This is a genomic window from Vulcanibacillus modesticaldus, from assembly GCF_001730235.1.
GTDB lineage: Bacteria > Bacillota > Bacilli > Tepidibacillales > Tepidibacillaceae > Vulcanibacillus > Vulcanibacillus modesticaldus.
Genome location: NZ_MIJF01000035.1, coordinates 1 through 17,278 on the forward strand (window position 1 = coordinate 1; position 17,278 = coordinate 17,278).

At 33.4% G+C, this 17,278-nt stretch carries 17 protein-coding genes; 3 read left to right on the forward strand and 14 right to left on the reverse strand.

Features of this window, described 5'->3' with window-relative positions; all coding sequences use genetic code 11:
• From BHF71_RS12490 to BHF71_RS07315, 10 genes are all read right to left on the reverse strand, one after another.
• On the reverse strand, positions 1-176 hold a 176-nt coding region (locus BHF71_RS12490), incomplete at its 3' end, for a helix-turn-helix domain-containing protein (protein WP_141705318.1).
• Between the two features lie 77 nt (positions 177-253).
• Positions 254-784, reverse strand: a complete 531-nt coding sequence (locus BHF71_RS07275) for an NfeD family membrane protein (protein WP_069657007.1) — start codon at positions 782-784, stop codon at positions 254-256.
• Positions 785-1,041: 257 nt separating this feature from the next.
• Positions 1,042-2,400: a magnesium transporter gene (gene mgtE / locus BHF71_RS07280; RefSeq protein WP_069657008.1), complete on the reverse strand. Its 1,359-nt coding sequence runs from the start codon at positions 2,398-2,400 to the stop codon at positions 1,042-1,044.
• A 108-nt stretch (positions 2,401-2,508) separates the two neighbouring features.
• The gene (locus tag BHF71_RS07285; RefSeq protein WP_069657009.1) at positions 2,509-3,021 is read right to left on the reverse strand and encodes an Hsp20/alpha crystallin family protein; all 513 of its coding nucleotides are present in this window, start codon (positions 3,019-3,021) and stop codon (positions 2,509-2,511) included.
• Between the two features lie 70 nt (positions 3,022-3,091).
• On the reverse strand, positions 3,092-3,649 hold the full coding sequence (locus BHF71_RS07290) for a TVP38/TMEM64 family protein (RefSeq protein WP_342668084.1): 558 nt from the start codon (positions 3,647-3,649) through the stop codon (positions 3,092-3,094).
• A gap of 51 nt (positions 3,650-3,700) precedes the next feature.
• A complete protein-coding gene (locus tag BHF71_RS07295; protein ID WP_281179273.1) occupies positions 3,701-4,639 on the reverse strand; it encodes a pseudouridine-5'-phosphate glycosidase in 939 nt (312 codons plus the stop codon).
• Complete coding sequence (locus BHF71_RS07300; protein WP_069657011.1) at positions 4,639-5,742, reverse strand: carbohydrate kinase; 1,104 nt, start codon at positions 5,740-5,742, stop codon at positions 4,639-4,641. Before BHF71_RS07300 ends, BHF71_RS07295 begins: the two co-directional genes overlap by 1 nt.
• A gap of 231 nt (positions 5,743-5,973) precedes the next feature.
• On the reverse strand, positions 5,974-6,426 hold the full coding sequence (locus tag BHF71_RS07305) for a hypothetical protein (RefSeq protein WP_069657012.1): 453 nt from the start codon (positions 6,424-6,426) through the stop codon (positions 5,974-5,976).
• A gap of 30 nt (positions 6,427-6,456) precedes the next feature.
• Positions 6,457-7,398 (reverse strand): ADP-ribosylglycohydrolase family protein, encoded by a 942-nt coding sequence (locus BHF71_RS07310; RefSeq protein WP_084024382.1) that lies wholly within the window; start codon positions 7,396-7,398, stop codon positions 6,457-6,459.
• Positions 7,399-7,424: 26 nt separating this feature from the next.
• Positions 7,425-8,198 (reverse strand): SDR family NAD(P)-dependent oxidoreductase, encoded by a 774-nt coding sequence (locus BHF71_RS07315; protein ID WP_176717326.1) that lies wholly within the window; start codon positions 8,196-8,198, stop codon positions 7,425-7,427.
• A gap of 173 nt (positions 8,199-8,371) precedes the next feature.
• Between BHF71_RS07315 and BHF71_RS07320 the strand changes: the two genes are divergently transcribed.
• From BHF71_RS07320 to BHF71_RS07330, 3 genes are all read left to right on the forward strand, one after another.
• Positions 8,372-9,079, forward strand: a complete 708-nt coding sequence (locus tag BHF71_RS07320; RefSeq protein WP_245683842.1) for an AzlC family ABC transporter permease — start codon at positions 8,372-8,374, stop codon at positions 9,077-9,079.
• Positions 9,076-9,378: an AzlD domain-containing protein gene (locus tag BHF71_RS07325; protein ID WP_069657014.1), complete on the forward strand. Its 303-nt coding sequence runs from the start codon at positions 9,076-9,078 to the stop codon at positions 9,376-9,378. The genes BHF71_RS07320 and BHF71_RS07325 overlap by 4 nt, the downstream gene beginning before the upstream one ends.
• A 99-nt stretch (positions 9,379-9,477) precedes the next feature.
• Positions 9,478-10,014: a L,D-transpeptidase gene (locus tag BHF71_RS07330; RefSeq protein WP_084024384.1), complete on the forward strand. Its 537-nt coding sequence runs from the start codon at positions 9,478-9,480 to the stop codon at positions 10,012-10,014.
• Between the two features lie 14 nt (positions 10,015-10,028).
• Here BHF71_RS07330 and BHF71_RS07335 read toward each other — a convergent pair whose 3' ends face one another.
• The 4 genes from BHF71_RS07335 to hutI all read right to left on the reverse strand — a co-directional run bounded on the left by BHF71_RS07335 (position 10,029) and on the right by hutI (position 17,220).
• Complete coding sequence (locus tag BHF71_RS07335) at positions 10,029-13,622, reverse strand: AAA family ATPase (protein WP_069657015.1); 3,594 nt, start codon at positions 13,620-13,622, stop codon at positions 10,029-10,031.
• Positions 13,622-14,857 carry an exonuclease SbcCD subunit D gene (locus BHF71_RS07340; RefSeq protein ID WP_069657016.1) on the reverse strand — a complete coding sequence of 412 codons (1,236 nt, stop codon included), beginning with the start codon at positions 14,855-14,857 and terminating at the stop codon, positions 13,622-13,624. Before BHF71_RS07340 ends, BHF71_RS07335 begins: the two co-directional genes overlap by 1 nt.
• Positions 14,858-15,014: 157 nt before the next feature.
• Complete coding sequence (hutG, locus tag BHF71_RS07345; protein ID WP_245683843.1) at positions 15,015-16,001, reverse strand: formimidoylglutamase; 987 nt, start codon at positions 15,999-16,001, stop codon at positions 15,015-15,017.
• Positions 15,994-17,220, reverse strand: a complete 1,227-nt coding sequence (hutI, locus tag BHF71_RS07350) for an imidazolonepropionase (RefSeq protein ID WP_069657092.1) — start codon at positions 17,218-17,220, stop codon at positions 15,994-15,996. The genes hutG and hutI overlap by 8 nt, the downstream gene beginning before the upstream one ends.
• Positions 17,221-17,278 lie beyond the last annotated feature (58 nt).

Genomic DNA, 17,278 nt, shown 5'->3' on the forward strand with positions numbered 1-17,278 from the left:
TTTTCTTCAAGTCCCTTCATTCCTTCGTTTTCATAATGATGAACCCATCGACGAACCATAGAATGATCAATACCCAACTTTTTAGCCACAGTTTTGTATCCCATTCCTTCATTCTTATACATATCCACTGCTTTCTTTTTGAATGCTACATCATATGTGTTTCGAATTTTACCCATAGAAAAATCCCCTCCATAATAGACAGACTAATGGTTTTTCTTTTTTCTGTCTACTATAAGGGGATCATATCATTATTTTAAATATTTTCAAAACGGGAAACGTAGAGTACATTATCCTTGATATCAATAACAACTACTCTTGTCCCCGTTATAATCTCTTCATTATCATAACTTGCAGCTATTTGATTGGTATTTCCAGCACCTACCTTGACTAAGATTTCTCCATAACCATCCTTTGGAATCGTTATAATTACCTCTCCCACTTTTCCAATTAAATCATTGATAGAAAACATGGATGAGTTTTCTGCATTTGACATTGGCTTAACATAACCAAAAAATACTATTACTGAAATAAATACAGAGATAATTACCGACAAGAAGAGAATAGGAATGCCTTCCAAGTCTGTATACTCAGTTAATAGAATACCTGCGGCCCCAAAGGAAGTCAGCCCACCAACGATAACCATTGGCTGAAGAAAGCCAACACCATCAATTGAAATTGCACTAATGACACCATCTAAAATACCGTTAAGGATGTCGCCAAAAATCAACACCAAAATCGTGAAAATAACCCCGAAAATCAAACTTCCCCAATATAGTTCAATCATCTTAATCACTCCAAAACAGCTAACTTACATCGTTTCGAGAAATCTAAATTTCGCTGCACATTTTTATATATATTTCCACAATTCGACAATAATTCCTGCAAAAATCATGTATTTATTTTCAATTTTATAAATTTTCAATCATCAGTGCTTCCAAGAGATATTAAATAACCTGAGTCCGTATGAATATAGGCACGCCAAAAACAAAAAATCCGTGTTTGGTTGTGATAACCAATCACGGATCTAGTATTAATATAAGTTTATAATAAATGAGACATGAAGATTGTCGCCATCCCAAAATAAACAGATAGTGAGAAAATATCATTTAAAGTCGTAATTAACGGACCTGATGCAATAGCAGGGTCAATTTTTAAACGATAAAGAAGTAAAGGGATTATCGTTCCGGCCAATGTTCCAATAATTAATGTAGCGAATAAGGAACTACCAACGACTAATCCTAACATCGGGTTACCCTGCCAAAAATAAGCAATAGCTGCAATTAAACTTCCATTTATTACACCGATAATTAATCCTACACCTAATTCACGAAGAACAAGGTTGAAGATAGTTTTACGATCAATATCATGTGAAGCCAATCCTCTAACTACTACAGCTAATGATTGAGTACCGGTATTACCTGACATTCCAGAAATCATCGGCATAAAATAGGTTAATGCAATTACTTTATTAAGAGTACTTTCAAAATTACTTATTATACTTCCTGATATTAGGCCTATAAACAACAAAAAGATTAACCAAGGTAATCGTCTGAATGCAGCAACGTGGGATTTTGTATTAAAATCTATATCTTTACCTGATGCAGATAGCTTTTCTATATCTTCATTTGCTTCTTCAACTACAACATCAATAAGATCATCAACTGTAATAATACCAGCCATTTTATTTTCTTTATCCACCACAGGTATAGCTATAAAATCATATTTACGGATAGTTTTAGCAACTTCTTCTTGGTCCATATCTACAGGTACTGATATAACCCGAGAAAACATAATATCTTCAATTTTATCATCCATATCAGCCAATAATAAGTCCCTGTAAGAAACAACACCAACTAACTTTTTATTCTCATCGAGAACATATAAATAATAAAGGGATTCAGCATATTCAGCAAATAGCTTAAATTTATCAACAGCTTCACGTACGGTATAGTAAATACGAATCCAAACGTAACGATTAGTCATTATTCCCCCAGCAGTGTCTGGTGGGAATCTCATTAAATTTTTTACCGTTTCTGATTCTTCTGTTTTCATTGCTGTCAGATATTCTTGTATTTTATCAACAGACAACTCATTTAACAGGTCAGCTAAATCGTCATTATCCATTAAATCCATTACAGTTGAAGACTTTTCAATTCCTAACTTATGTAAAACATCATGTTGCAATTTAATATCCAACTCTTGAATTAATTCGGCAATTTGTCTTGGATTTAAAAACAATAAAAATTTATATCGATGTTTACTAGGCAGATTCTTATATAGCTTAGCAATATCATAAGGTTGCAATTCCTCGATTATATTTTGAAATTCCTCTTTTTTTAGTTCTTTCAAGTACTTAATAATGAGCAATAATATTTGATCTTCTGTCATTTGTTGTACCATGACTCTCACCTGCCTCCATGCCTACATTACTGATTCCGATTTTACTTCTTCAAATACTAAATCTCTATATCTTATCAACCTTTGAATTGCCTATTTGAATTTTGGAAATCACTCATCAGTGAAGCGAACAGAGATTTTTTCATAATTATTAGGTTTGATAATTGGAACACGAACCTCTAACAGACCTTTATAATATTTTGCATGTATTCTTTTATTATCAACAATAAAAGGTAAAGCTACTTTTTTGGAAAAACGCCCTACTTTACGTTCAAATTTGATAATTTCTTTATCAGAAAGCATATAATTCCTTCTAATCTCACCTGTAATAACCAATGTAGACCCTAATAATTTAATGTCCACATCTTCGGCATTATTTAAGCCAGGTATTTCAAAAATTAAAATGACCTCATGTTTTCTTTGGATCATATCCATAGGGATTGTACGAGCATTCGTTTCCTGGTTAATAGTCTCACTACTGGTCAATATTTTTGGGCTTTGCTTAAAAATGTTATTAAAGAAATGTTCATCAAAAGTATTTTCTCCAAAAAATGACTCTAAAAAATCCTTATTTTTCTCTAAAATCTCCTTTAAATTTTTAATATCATATGGATAAAATTCCATTCAATTCTCTCCTCTAAACAGGCTAATGATATCTACATCATTAATTTATGCATAAATAGAAGGAGAGGTACTAGAAAATTGATTTGATTACCATCCGTAAAGCTATAATTCCAATAATTATTAAAATAATTTTTCCCACAATCGTGAAAGAAAGTATATTATACACAGAGATTCCTTCAATCAAAAGAGCGGGTATTTTCCCAATCGAACTTGACACCGCAAAATTCAATAGCGATACTTTGCCGATCGCTCCCGCCATTGTTACTACACCAGAAGGAATAAAAGGCATTAATCTTAAAGAAATAATCGATACAAAGGCTTCTTTACCTTCAAGCTCTATAATCTTTTTGATTTTCGGATAATCATTTAAAATCTTTACAGAGATATTCCTAAATCCTTTACGATATAAAACAAAAGCAATAATTGCACCCAACGCTTCACCTAAAAAGGATATTAATACTCCTTCCCAAAACCCAAAAAAAACAAGATTAGCCCCTGTAATGAATACTGACGGAATGACACCTAGGATAGCAATAATTACATTAATTAAGAGGCTAATTATAACTGCAAATTCCTTATAATTTTCAAATAAACTAATGATCTCTAACTCCATATCCTCTCGTATCACAACTCCATATATTTTTTAGGACATATTGAAAATCAATATGTTATTTTGCACCTATTGAAACATTTTAGCATATTCTACGGCTAATTTCGAACCAACTTGTGCATTATTTTTCACCAATTCAATATTTGCACTCAAACTTTTACCCTCTGTAATTTGTTTTAACTTATCCAATAAAAATGGAGTGACTGCCTTTCCAGTTATTCCATTCTCCTTTGCTTCCATAAGGGCTGCTTCAATAGATCCATTAATAAACTCATCATTTAAAGCGTATTGTCTAGGAATTGGATTGGCGATAACGATACCACCTTGTAAATCCATTTTCCATTTAAATTCCATTATCTTAGCCATTTCTTCTAGTGAATCTACTCGATAATCAACATCAAACCCACTACTTCTGGTGTAAAATGCTGGGAATTTATCGGTTTGATAGCCTAACACGAGCACACCATGTGTTTCTAAATATTCTAAAGTAAGTCCAATATCTAAAATAGATTTTGCACCTGCACAAACAACAGCCACATTTGTTCGTGCTAATTCCATAAGATCAGCAGAAATATCCATTGTTTCTGTAGCTCCACGATGAACTCCACCTATACCACCGGTTACAAAAATTCTAATTCCTACCATATTAGCTATTAACATTGTTCCTGCAACAGTTGTTGCCCCATATAATTTTTTGGCAAGGATAATAGGAAGGTCCCTCCTACTTGTTTTAATAACATGTTTTTGGGAAGCTAGATCTCTTATTTCCTTTTCAGTTAAACCTACTTTAATGACACCATTCATGATCGCAATGGTTGCTGGAACAGCACCGTTATCCCTGATTATTTTCTCAACTTCTAAAGCTGTTTTTACATTTTCTGGATATGGCATCCCATGGGTAATAATCGTTGATTCTAAAGCTACTACTGGTTTTTTAGCTTCTAAAGCATCTTTCACCTCTTGACTAAGTTCTATGTAATCCTTAAAAAAATGTACATCCATTAACATTAAAATAGCTCCTTCCTCGTATTTTCTAATAAATCTTCTGTTAAATCACTTGCTACCGTTTGTACTCTACTTAAAGTTATAGCAGCCATGGCTGAACCATAATTACAGGCTTCAAAAATATCATTATACTTTTTCAAGCCATATATTAACCCAGCCAAAAAAGCATCTCCTGCACCTGTAGTATCCTTTACTTGCACATTTGGACTAGAAAGTAATTGTTGTTTATTAGGCGTGGCAACATAAACACCTTTTGCTCCTAGTGTAATAACCACTTCTTCTACACCATGTACGAAAAAAAATTCTGCAACTTTAATTAAATCACTTTCTTTCTCTATCTCAATCCCCGATAAAAATTCAGCCTCCTCTTTATTTGGAGTGATTAATCTAATCCCTTTTAATAGGTCCTTCAATTTGGCAGACTTTTTCACAGATACTGGGTCAACAATGATCGGAAGTTTTTTCTCGTTTAGCCCCTCTATTATCAAATTTAGAGATTTTTTAGGCAGATTGGTATCGACAAAAACCATCTTGTGATGAATTAATTTTGGTATTATATCCTGAACAATCTCTTGGTCAAATCGCTCCATAATTTGCATATCTGCAATAGAGCCAATTTGTTCTTTCTTTTCATTAAGGATGGAAAGATATAATCCTGTTTTTTCATCAAAAAATTGTGCCACATGTTGAATATTGACACCAGCCTGGCCAGTAACATCAAGGAGCCATCTACCTTCTTCATCATTGCCAACTACCGTAAATAAAGTGGTCAAAACATTTAACCTTGCAAGATTTTCAGCTACATTTCTAGCAACTCCTCCAGCAGTTTTATGTACAACCCCTGGGTTGCTACTTTGATACTTAAAACCACCTTCAGCAATACCTTTTATATCTACATTTGCTCCTCCAACAACTGCTATACCTTCAAGATTTTCATCTAAAATGTAACCTCTACGTAAAATCCCCTTTTTAATTAACCTAGCTAAATGCCCGGCAACTGACGATCTAGTGATGCCGAGTTGCTTAGCAATTTCTTCTTGTTCTAAAAAGGGATTCTTTTTTATTAACTCAATAACTTCCTTCTCCTTACTCGTTAATTGATTCATCAGCCTCAACCTAACTTTTGTTTTATTATAAAACATTTGTTTTATAATAACATAATTAATCTATGGTTTCCATATCCAAATTGATTATTATAGGAAAAATGCTAACTGTCTTTGATTAGGTATTGTATTTTGTTTAAATAGGGATACCGCTAACTTTTCGAAAATTTTGTACGCTATGCAAATTTTAACCTAAAAAAGCCAGTTTCCTATACGTTAAGGAAACCGACTCTTTTAGAGTGCCTGTTCAAATAAAGATTTATACCTTTTTCTGTCGCTTTTAAATACCTTTTCAAGAGCATTTTTATACTTTTTATATTCTTCTGAGGATACTATTTTATCTTTACTCGTTTCAGTTAAAACTAAGCTTGAGTTAGGACCTGATACTAAAAGTGAACCGTCTGGTTGAGCATAAGCTGCCATGATATAATACTTACCAACTTGAAATAATTCATCATCTTCATACAAAATAATTGATTTTTTATCTTTACTTATTCCTCCTGCTTTTAGAATATCAAATTCCTTATATTTCTTTAATTCACCTTTCATATTATCAATTATCGTAATAGAATATTTAGTATAAGGATCGCTAACTTCTTTGGTTCCATTTTTTGTTTCAATAGTTACTTTATTTTTGTATAAAGCGTGACCAAAATCATGTGTGGTAAATTCTGGCTCAATAATCATGGGAAATTTGGTTCAAATGTTGACAGTACTTCAATTACAAATTTGTAATAGTTGCGAAACTACTTTTTCTAATTTATTCTTATCAGAAAGTTTTTTCAACCACCTTTTTGGTATTGATTGGTAACCATAAAACGTCCCCGCCAAACCACCCGCGATCGCACCAGTCGTATCTGCATCTCCACCAATATTTACTATTTCAATCAAAATTTCTTCAAAATTATCATAAGAGAGAAAAGCAACAATAGCTGCTATCAGAGAATCCACTACATAGCCTGTTGGTTTCACTTGAGATAAGCTCATCTCCAATGCAGAATTAAGTAAAGAGTAAAGTTTTTCGCCTTCATTACCACTAAATAATTGTTCTGAATTTTGAAGAGCTTTAACGAATGACTCCTTCTTATCTTTAGCATTAATTAAATAAGAGGCGTATCTATTATAAAAAATGCAGGAGAGTTCAGCTTTTATATCGTAATGAGTCATCATAGATACTTGCCCAGATATTGTTGACATTTTTTTTAAATCATTTGAATATACAAAGCTGATTGGGAGTGTTCTCATTAAACTCCCATTCCCAGCTGTTCTACCATTTAACTCTTCCCTAGTCTTCATCGCCGCTTTTTCCCAATTATTATATTTAAGATAATTGGAAATGGTAAGTTTAATCGTGTTACCTATACTCTTGGGTTCGGATCTAAACCATTCAACAAATTTTAATCCAATTTCATGAATAGGATTAGTTGGATTAGCAATAATCCCTTCAGCAACAGCGATAGTCATGGCTGTATCATCAGTAGTTTCACCAACATTAAGGGATAACCAACCGCCTCCTATAATTTCTGAATGACGCCCATACTTATCTTTAATCTCTTCTTTCTTCATAAATTCTACAGTGGCACCTAGGGCATCTCCTACAGCTACACCAAAAATTCCACCTCTTATTTTGTCCTCCACCATTTTGTTATGATGACTCATGATATCTCCCCTTGTAATTCTGACGTTTATTTCTGATTCATCATCTTTCCTAGTAATTTATCAAACGTGTTGGGAAACATATGATATAATTTGACTCCAACCCTTGAGAAAAATGGAATTGTTTTATCAGATTTTTTACTGATAATAACATCTAATACCTCATTGGCAACTTGCTCTGGAGTAAGCATGAGCCACTTAATATTCTTAACATAACTACCTGAAGGATCGGCGATATCAAAGAATGGGGTATCGATTGGCCCAGGATTAACTGAAGAAACAAATATTTTAGTGTCAACCAACTCATGCCGTAAACTATTTGCAAAACCAATCATCGCAAATTTAGTTGCTGAATAACCAGCAGATTTTGCTGTTGCTAACTTACCTGCTACTGAAGCGATATTGATAATGTGGCCACTATTTCGCTTTAACATTGAAGGTAATACGGCTTTAGTACATCTAACCATCCCCATATAATTAGTATCCATCATCTCTTCGTAATCTTTAAGTGAAGCGTCAATAAAATAATCAAATACTCCAAAACCAGCATTATTTATTAAAATATCAATCTTTCCATACTTGGATAATACATCATCCATCGTTTGAAAAACCTGTTCAGTTGATGTCACATCCATTTGATATATTTCATGTTTTCCCTCAATCTGTGAAGAAACTTTTTTTAACTTTTCTAATGATCGTGCCATTAATAGTGTGGTAGCCCCTTTTTGTGCTAGTAATTTAGCTATTTCCGCTCCTACTCCACTTGAAGCTCCTGTAATTACAACTACTTTATCCTTTAACATAATTATCCACTCCATTTCATGATTTTATTTGATTATCTTATATATACTGTTACTTTTACGTTTATGCAATAGTTAATTTATTCTGTCAACCATTGATATTTTGAAAATTAATATTTCGCATTTATATTAATTTTCTTATAATTATTAAATATAAAGGGAGGGGTGTTTAAAAATTGAAAAATTCATCTTTTAGAACAGGAATGATTGCTGGTATTCCGATAGCAATTGGATATATACCAATAGCAATAACTTTTGGATTACTAACGAAAACAGTTGAATTACCTAATTATCTGGGGATTGTAATGTCTCTATTGATTTTTGCGGGAGCAAGTCAATTTGTTGGGGTGAACTTAATTGCAATAGGGGCTACATATTGGGAAATCGTTTTAACTACTTTTATCCTAAATTTTCGGCATTTTTTGTTGTCTGCTTCAATCTCCCAACGAATTGAAAGAAATACGTCAAAAAATATTTTGGCAATATTGTCTTTTGGAATTACCGACGAAACTTCCATGGTTGCTTCACTGCGTGAGGAAAATGAAATTTCCCCAAACTTTCTTTTTGGATTAAATTTAACTGCTTTTACCAGTTGGAATATCGGAACGTTGGCTGGGATATTTTTAGGAGCAGGATTACCGGATTCAATTCAGTCAAGTATGGGCATAGCACTTTACTCTATGTTTATCGGCTTACTAATACCTTCTATAAAAAAATCAAATCCCATATTGATTATTTCTTTATTAGCTGCAGTCATAAACTCTATTTTATTTTATACTCCTATGCCTTTTGGTATCTCTACCGGGTGGAGAATAATTATTTCTACAATTTTGGCTTCAATAATTGGTACAGTAATTTTTCCTACGGAGGGTCAACAAAAATGAATTCTTTAATTCTTCTAGTACTTGGAATGGCGATTGTTACATATATTCCCAGAATGGTTCCGATGGTTATATTTCAAAATATCGTATTACCTCCATATTTAAAGCGTTTTTTAGAATTTGTTCCCTATTCAGTCTTAGGTGCACTTATTTTTCCCAGTATACTAAGTTCAACAGACAACATGGGTTCAGCAATATTTGGGGGGATTATTTCGATTATCCTAGCCTTATTTAATACAAATATTATCTTCGTTGTACTAGGTGGTATCTCAGGTGTTTATCTTTGGAATTTATTCATATAAATCAAATAGGGAAATGGGATCCAAAAGATTTTCATAAATTAATAAATTGCTTTTTGGAGAAAATAACTACTGCCTTAAATCAAAAGGAGTAACCTGATCATGTTAAAATTGAAATCAATATTCAAAGCAAAAAAATACCTATCCACAGTTCTTTTAGTTTCAATCTTAACATTTATTCCTAACTGGTTTGTTTATGCTGATGATAATGTATCCTATAACAAAAATGATCATTTTTTTCCCGAAAAGTATGAGGGTGTCTACCTTGAAATAAACAAAACAAGTAACACCTTAAAAGTGTATCTAAACGGTTATGTAGTTTATACATTTAGAATTGCAACTGGCAAAAACGAAGAACTTACACCTGAAGGGTTATTTAGGATTATTACAAAAGTTAAAAATCCCTGGTATTTACCGAAGAATATCCCAGGTGGTGATAAAAAAAATCCACTTGGTACCAGATGGTTAGGATTAAATGTCCCTGGTACAGGTGGATATAAATTTGGCATCCATGGCACAAATAACCCCTATTCCATTGGTCACCATGTAAGCCAAGGTTGTATTAGAATGCATAATAAAGATGTAGAATGGTTATATCGCCATATTCCTTTGCAAACTCCGGTATTAATTACTAAATAATTAATCATTTAATATTAAGCATATTCGAATTTAACCCTAGATCCATTCCCCTTTGAATCAGGAGGAATTACGATAAATCTTCGATTGATACGGATTTGTAATTCCGGTACGTGGGAAATGATACCTATTAACATATGATCAGCGTGTAACTTTTCTAAAGTCATCATCACGGTATCCAATAAGTCTGAATCTAAGCTACCAAATCCTTCATCAAGGAAAAAGAATTCCAACTGTTGACCACCCTTTAATTGGATTTGGGATGATAAAGCCAATGCTAGAGATAAGGATGTTAAAAAGGTTTCTCCGCCAGATAAAGTTTGTACTGGTCTAGATAATCCTCCATTCAACTCGTCAATCAGGCTAAAGCCACCATCCATATCTACTCTAAGACTATAACGATTTCTAGTTAATGATTTCAATTTTTCTGAGGCGATTATCGTGATATTGTGAAGATACTCTTGGGCGATAAAATCAACAAAGGCATTTCCCCGTAATACTTGGTTTAATTCAGAAGCTATATCTAGCTCCTTCTGGATACTTTGACGTTTTTCATCCATTTGTTTCCATTCTTTATATTCTTTTTCTAATTGTTTGTATTGGAAAGTTAATTCTGAAAGTTTTTGTTTTCTATTTTCCAATTCATTTTCCAATTCGTTTTTCTTCTTTTGGAGTTCCTTCCACTCTTCTTCCGTAAGCTTTCCGTTATTTATTTGTTCTAGGTATTGTCTCCTGGTTTCCGATAACAATTTCTTTCTATCATAAAAATCCGTTATCTGTTCATTTATTAAATTAAGTTCCTCACTTGATAATAAGTATTCCTCAATTTGCTCAATCCCTTGCCATTGCTCTAACTCGATAAAATTCTTAAGCTGTTCTAGACTTTTCTCAAATTGAGTATTTAAATTATCTAATATCGCTTGTTCAGAACTTAATTTCTTTTCCAATTGGATCAGCTGGTCATTTTTGCCCTTAAAATCATGTTCACTTTGATTAAGCTCCTTAGAAAGAACTTTTTCTTCCGTTTTTATTCTCTCAATTAATTCTTTAGCTGGAGTACCTGCTGTTAATCTATTACATTTATCATTTAGTTCAGTTAGATAATCCGAGTCCCGCTTTATATCTGCTTCTATTTGGAGCATTTGTCTTTTAGTCTCTTGTAATTGATCAACTAACTTCTTTGCTTTTTCCTCGAATGCTTTATTGTTATTTTCTAACTCATTCAGGTGCTTTTGTAAGTTTTCCCGTTCCTGGTCAAATTCGAATATCTCTTTTCTTCGAACCTCGATCGTATCAAGTTCCCAGTCTCCTCTGGTTGAAAACCACTTTTGATTGACCTGTTCCTCCAGTTTTTTAGTTGCTGATAACGATTGTTCTATTTCTTCTCTTCTCTCTTGCAATAATTTAATTTCATTTAAGGATATCTGGTATTTTTGATTTCTTTTTGTTAATTCGTCTTTCATGGTTTTGAGTTGCTCTTGTAATTTTTGATTCTGGTTATTCCAATTTTCCAACTCTTCTTTTAACTGAAGATGTTGCTCTTTGTCCTGTTCTATTTTCTGAGAAAACTGTTCCAAATCAAGTTCCTGATAATCTTCTGGTAAGGTCGCTAACTGTTCTTTAATATCAGCTTCATTATTTGATATTTCATCAGCCAACTTTGCTAATTGATCATTTAACTTGTCAAGATCACTTTCAATAAGTTTGAGCTCGATTCTAACTGTTTCTAAAGTAGTTCCTTCAGTACTGATTTCCTTGTTTAATAACTCGATCTCTCCATCAACATCTTGATTTATCTCAAGCTTACTTGGTGAAGGATGATGAGTTGAACCACAAACTAAGCAGGGTTTACCTTCTTCAAGTTGTGTTGCCAATTGACTAACTAAATATTTTCGCTTGATATCCTCTAATTCTAATAGCCTATTCTTTTTCTTTTCGATTAAGGATTCAATGGATTTCTCCTTTTTCTTATGTTCTTCCAATTTATTTTTGAACTCTGTTATCGCAGCGATCGTTTGATCATTGTCTTCATATAACTTATTCAATGATACTTGTTGTTTTGTTAAATTACTTATTGATATCTCAAGCTGAATTAATAACTTTTCCCTTTCATACCACTTTTCATCTGATATCGGTTGTTTCTTTTGCAAATCATTTAATTCATTTTCTAGAATCAAACATTTCTTTTCACTTTCTTTTACATTCTTGAAAAGGTCATCAGAAGAATCTTGAGTTTCTCTTATCTTTTCTTTGAGCTTATCGAGTTCGGTCAATTTTTTCTCTTTCTCTTTTAAGACATTCAATAATTCTTGACGAATCTCCCAGGCCTGATCGAGATTCCTTCTTTCTTCAGTAGATACGTAGATTTCTTCAAGTCTATCTTTAGTCTTTACGATATCTTCATTATTTTCTACGATTTTCTGTTGAAAATCGTTATATTCAAGTTCTATTTCTTTCATCTTTTCGACTAGACTATTTTTGGCGTTAATAGACGAAGATATAGTGTTTTCTAAAGTTTTAATTTCCTCTTCCCATTCAACCGCCTCTTGTAATTTCACCTTTTTTTCCGTTAAGATTGGAATTTGTTCTTCATAATGCTTTTTAAGATCCTCATATTCCCTCTTTTTTTTCGATACTTCTTGTTGTAGATTCTCTACAGTTGAACTTAGCTCTATCACTGAATTTTTAGTAGTTTCTCGTTGTTGTTTGATACTTTTATATTGATTTAATGTTGGCTCAATAAACATGGCTTTTTCAGCATTACTTTGTTTTTCAGTTAATTGAATGATATTTTCTTCTTGATTAAGTAATTCTTGTAGTTGTTCTTCTACATCCAATAATTTCTGCTGTATCTCCCAGATTCGGGCCTTATTATTATACTCTTCTAAGAACTGTACCAATTCCCGTTCTATTTCTTCTTTTTTGTCGGTAGCCTCATTCAATGATTTTTTCAAGTTATCAAGATTTTCCCTTGTAGCATCTGCCAATACACTTTGTTTAGCTTCCACTTCATCTCTTTTTCTCTTTAATTCGTTTTCTTTTGCAAGTGCCTTGTCCTTCAAACGCTTTCCGTATTGGTCCAATTGGAAAAGTCGTTCTAACATCGGTCTTCGTTCACTAGGTTTTAGTGTTAGAAATTCTGCAAATTTTCCTTGGGGTAAAACAACTGCCCTAGTAAAATCATCTACGGTTAAGCCAAGAATAGCTTCAACTTCCTTTGTCACATCTTTTTCTTTATCTGCCAATACAATTTCCTTATTATCTTCTAATTTAATCAATCTTGCTAAAGTAGATCTGACTCTTTGTTCTTTGTTTTTAGAATATACTCTCTCAACGTGATATCTTTGGGTATTGTGTCCTGAATTTAATTCGAATACAAATTTAACTTGAATCTTATCTTCTTGTTGATTCAATATTCCAATTCGACTTGCGTCACTCCGTTCAACACGCCCATATAAAGCTAATGTTATGGCATCAAGGATGGTGGATTTACCACTTCCAGTAGGACCAAATATTCCAAAAACCCCGGCATTATCAACTAATGTAAAATCAATGGTTTGTTTTTGTCTGAAACTATGCAATCCTGCAATAGATAAGGAAATGGGTCTCATTAATCTTCCACCTCCACTTCGTCTTCACTATTAAATATTTCATTAAATAGCTCTAGCACCTCTTTACGTGGTTTTGCTCCTGTTTTATGTTCATAAAATTTTTCAAATAATTCGATAGGATGTTTCGAACTGATCTCTATCAACTCCATTGATTTCTCTAACTCTGGAGTGATTACTCGAATATTGACCAATCCTTCATGCATTTTTCTAATTCGACCTATTTCTTCGATAGAAAGTGGATTAGGAAGGTGTAATTCTAAGTCAATCCAAGCAGGATTCTTAGCTTCATTCTCAATCCATTTTTCTAGCTCTTCGATTCCATTTTTGATCTTTTTTTGAATTAATGGTTTGCCACTTTGTAAAAGTATTTCCTTTGTTTGCACAGTTTCATTTGGATTAATCTCAATAATAGTTACTGATTTTTTATGATTAGCCTCTGAAAAACTATAAGCTAACGGCGAACCCGCATATCTAGTCAGTGATCTCGTACCTTTAACATCTTGTGCTCGATGGAGATGTCCTAAAGCTACATAATGATAAAAATCTGGAATATGTTCAGGTACAACTGTATATGCCCCACCTACTTGAATTTCGATTTCCGATTCAGAAGTTATTCCTCCTTGAACAAATAAATGACTGATTGCTAGATTAATGGTTTCCGGTTTAAATAAAGATTGCTGTTTTTCAAACCATTTTTTAATGTATATTGAATAAGCACTACGAATCTCTTTAATATCTAAACTATTACTAAATAATTGACCTAGTCTTGATTCTGATGGGTAAGGCAAAACAGAGATTAGTGTTGATTGTTTAGCCTTTGGCAAAGCTAATTCTAACCAACCACTCCCTGCATTTATGGTATAAACTTTATTATCTAGCTGATATATACTAGGATATATTTGATCTGAAGGTAACCCAATTAAATATATTCCTTGCTTATCCGCTAAAGGGTTTGCTGCCCGAATTCTCTCAGGTTGATCATGATTACCCGAAATTACGACAACGCCACGTTCACCATTATTATTTAAGCGGTGTAATGTCTCATAGAATAGATTTTCTGCCCAAGCTGGTGGGTTAACTGTTTGATAAATATCTCCTGCTATTAAAACTAAATCTATATTTTCTTCATCAGCAATATGACATATTTCATCCATTACCTTGATTTGTTCATCTTTGCGATCTCGACCCTCTAATGACTTACCAAGGTGCCAATCTGAAGTATGTAACAACCTCATATAGACACTCCCTTTATGATTTATGTCTCTATTGTATATGGAAAAGTTGTAAATGTTAACTAAAAGAAAAAAGTCACCTAAGCAATATTACTTAGATGACCATTTTTTTATCCGTTTCACTCCTAAAAGCCGCGCTTTTACAAAATACAATGCTTTTTTAAAGTTTATTGGTATTATTACCATTTTTAAATCTATACTTCCCTCTTAAAAACTGTAGAATTAGTTGGACACCGACCCTTGAAGTCATATTTCTAAAATCTTGCATGGGATCAATACAAACCAGATCAAAACCTTTTACCTTTTTCTCTTGTGCCAGTAATTCCACAGCATCAAATAACGTAAATGTATCCATACCACCTGGTCCAATCGCAACTGCACCAGGAGCAAAGGCTTGATCTAATACATCAATATCTAAGGATACATAAATTGCTTCGGTTCCATTTGAAGCTATTTTAATAGCTTCTTCAATGATTTCTTTAATTGGTCGGGTTCTTACCTCTTTCATTGGATAGACGGTAATCCCTAAGCCTTCAGCCTCTTCTCGATAATGTTCTGCATTGGCATAATTTCTAATCCCAATTTGCACTAAGTTCTTAGGATTTATTGTCCCACTTTCAATCAACGTTCTAAATGGTGTACCATTAGTTGGTCCGCCATCTTCTAAATTACGGATATCATGGTGGGCATCAAATTGAATGATCCCAATCTCACCACCAATTTTCTTTTTAAAGGCTTTAACAGATGGGGCCGTAACCGAATGGTCTCCGCCAATAATTATTGGTTGCATCTTAGGCTGATGTTCATAAAGTAGTGATAGACTATCCTCAATTCGTTGATGGGAACCAATAATATCTGTTGGGTGCATTTGAACATCCCCAATATCTTTCACTTCTAGATCATTTAAGTTAATCCGCTCATCCTCTACATAGGTAGAATAATTTGCAAACAGTTCCCGTATCATTTTTGGTGCTAAAAAAGCACCTGAATGGCTGATGGATGATTTTGACAAAGGCAAGCCGATCAAGCCAATTTTAACCCCTTCCTTTCCATCCCATGGTTTAATCCAGTCTACTATTTTAGTATCATAACGATCTTTAAAGTTTGCTTTGCCGGCAGGAAACAAGAAAAAATTGCTTTTATACAATTAATTCCCCTCCCTTCACTAAAATTTGTCCTTTTTTAATTACCGTGTCTACATGGTTAATGCCATAATGGTAGGGAATATATTCGTAATTATCGGCGTTCCAAATGACTAAATCAGCTTGCCAACCTTCGTCAAGTTGCCCTACTTTTTCCCCTAAACCTATTGCATAGGCAGAATTTACCGTTACCGCATTCCAAATTTCTTCCGGTAACATATCTAAATAAAGGGCAGCCAGTGTTATGATAAATTGTAGAGATTCCGTTGGACTACTTCCGGGATTAAAATCGGTTGATAGAGCAATTGGTAGATTATTTTCGATCATGTAACGTGCTCTAGCATATTTTTTGGAACGTAAATAAAAGCTGGTTCCAGGAAGTAATACAGCTATCGTTCCTGCTTGAGCCAATTGTTTAATACCCTCATCACTAGCACCAACCAAGTGATCTGCCGATAATGCTCCTAACTCCGCTGCTAACTCTGAGCCACCGATTGGATGGATTTCATCTGCATGGATTTTTAGTTGAAATCCGTTATCTTTAGCTTTTTGTAAATAATTCCTCGATTGTTCTACACTAAATACTCCTTCTTCACAGAAAATATCACAATAATCTGCTAGCTCTTCTTTTTTAATAATTTTAAATAAATCTACCATCTTTTCTAAAAAGACTTCAGGTTTATTCTTATAATCCTCTGGTAGAGCGTGTGCCCCAAGGAAAGTAGACCGAATATCCATTGGATGTTCTTTAGCCAATTCCTTAACGATCCGTAATTGTTTTAATTCTGCATCAGCTGAAAGACCGTAACCACTTTTGGCTTCAATTGTTGTTGTGCCATATTTCAACATGGTATTCAAATGTTGAACTGCTTTTTTCTTTAATCGTTTCTTTGACCATTCCCTTGTTTTTTGAACAGTATTTAGGATTCCTCCTCCAAGCCCTAATATTTCTAAATAGGATAAACCTTGGATTTTTAGTTTTAATTCATGTTCTCGCGAACCTCCAAAAACCAAATGAGTATGTGGATCAACTAGTCCCGGAGTCACCAATTTACCACCTACATCTATAACCTTTTTGATCTTTAACTCCTTAGTCTTTGGGAGGAGATCTGCTTCCTTTCCTAGTGTAATAATTTTGCCTTGATGGATTAAAATTGCAGCTTCTTCAATCAGAGCAATCTCTTGCATTTCTTTCCCTTTTCTTGGTCCTTTCGCCCCGCGCATCGTAAGTAATTGAGCAATATTTTTTATTAACAAATCAACTTCTTGAAATTGACTAATG

Coding starts and splice junctions, on each gene's coding strand:
- BHF71_RS07295 (WP_281179273.1), bottom strand. CDS start 4,639: ATGTTAATGGATGTACATTTTTTTAAGGATTACATAGAACTTAGTCAA.
- BHF71_RS07275 (WP_069657007.1), bottom strand. CDS start 784: ATGATTGAACTATATTGGGGAAGTTTGATTTTCGGGGTTATTTTCACG.
- hutI (WP_069657092.1), bottom strand. CDS start 17,220: ATGCGCGGGGCGAAAGGACCAAGAAAAGGGAAAGAAATGCAAGAGATT.
- BHF71_RS07330 (WP_084024384.1), top strand. CDS start 9,478: ATGTTAAAATTGAAATCAATATTCAAAGCAAAAAAATACCTATCCACA.
- BHF71_RS07325 (WP_069657014.1), top strand. CDS start 9,076: ATGAATTCTTTAATTCTTCTAGTACTTGGAATGGCGATTGTTACATAT.
- BHF71_RS07310 (WP_084024382.1), bottom strand. CDS start 7,398: ATGAGTCATCATAACAAAATGGTGGAGGACAAAATAAGAGGTGGAATT.
- BHF71_RS07285 (WP_069657009.1), bottom strand. CDS start 3,021: ATGGAATTTTATCCATATGATATTAAAAATTTAAAGGAGATTTTAGAG.
- BHF71_RS07315 (WP_176717326.1), bottom strand. CDS start 8,198: ATGTTAAAGGATAAAGTAGTTGTAATTACAGGAGCTTCAAGTGGAGTA.
- BHF71_RS07305 (WP_069657012.1), bottom strand. CDS start 6,426: ATGATTATTGAGCCAGAATTTACCACACATGATTTTGGTCACGCTTTA.
- BHF71_RS07300 (WP_069657011.1), bottom strand. CDS start 5,742: ATGAATCAATTAACGAGTAAGGAGAAGGAAGTTATTGAGTTAATAAAA.
- BHF71_RS07335 (WP_069657015.1), bottom strand. CDS start 13,622: ATGAGACCCATTTCCTTATCTATTGCAGGATTGCATAGTTTCAGACAA.
- mgtE (WP_069657008.1), bottom strand. CDS start 2,400: ATGGTACAACAAATGACAGAAGATCAAATATTATTGCTCATTATTAAG.
- BHF71_RS07340 (WP_069657016.1), bottom strand. CDS start 14,857: ATGAGGTTGTTACATACTTCAGATTGGCACCTTGGTAAGTCATTAGAG.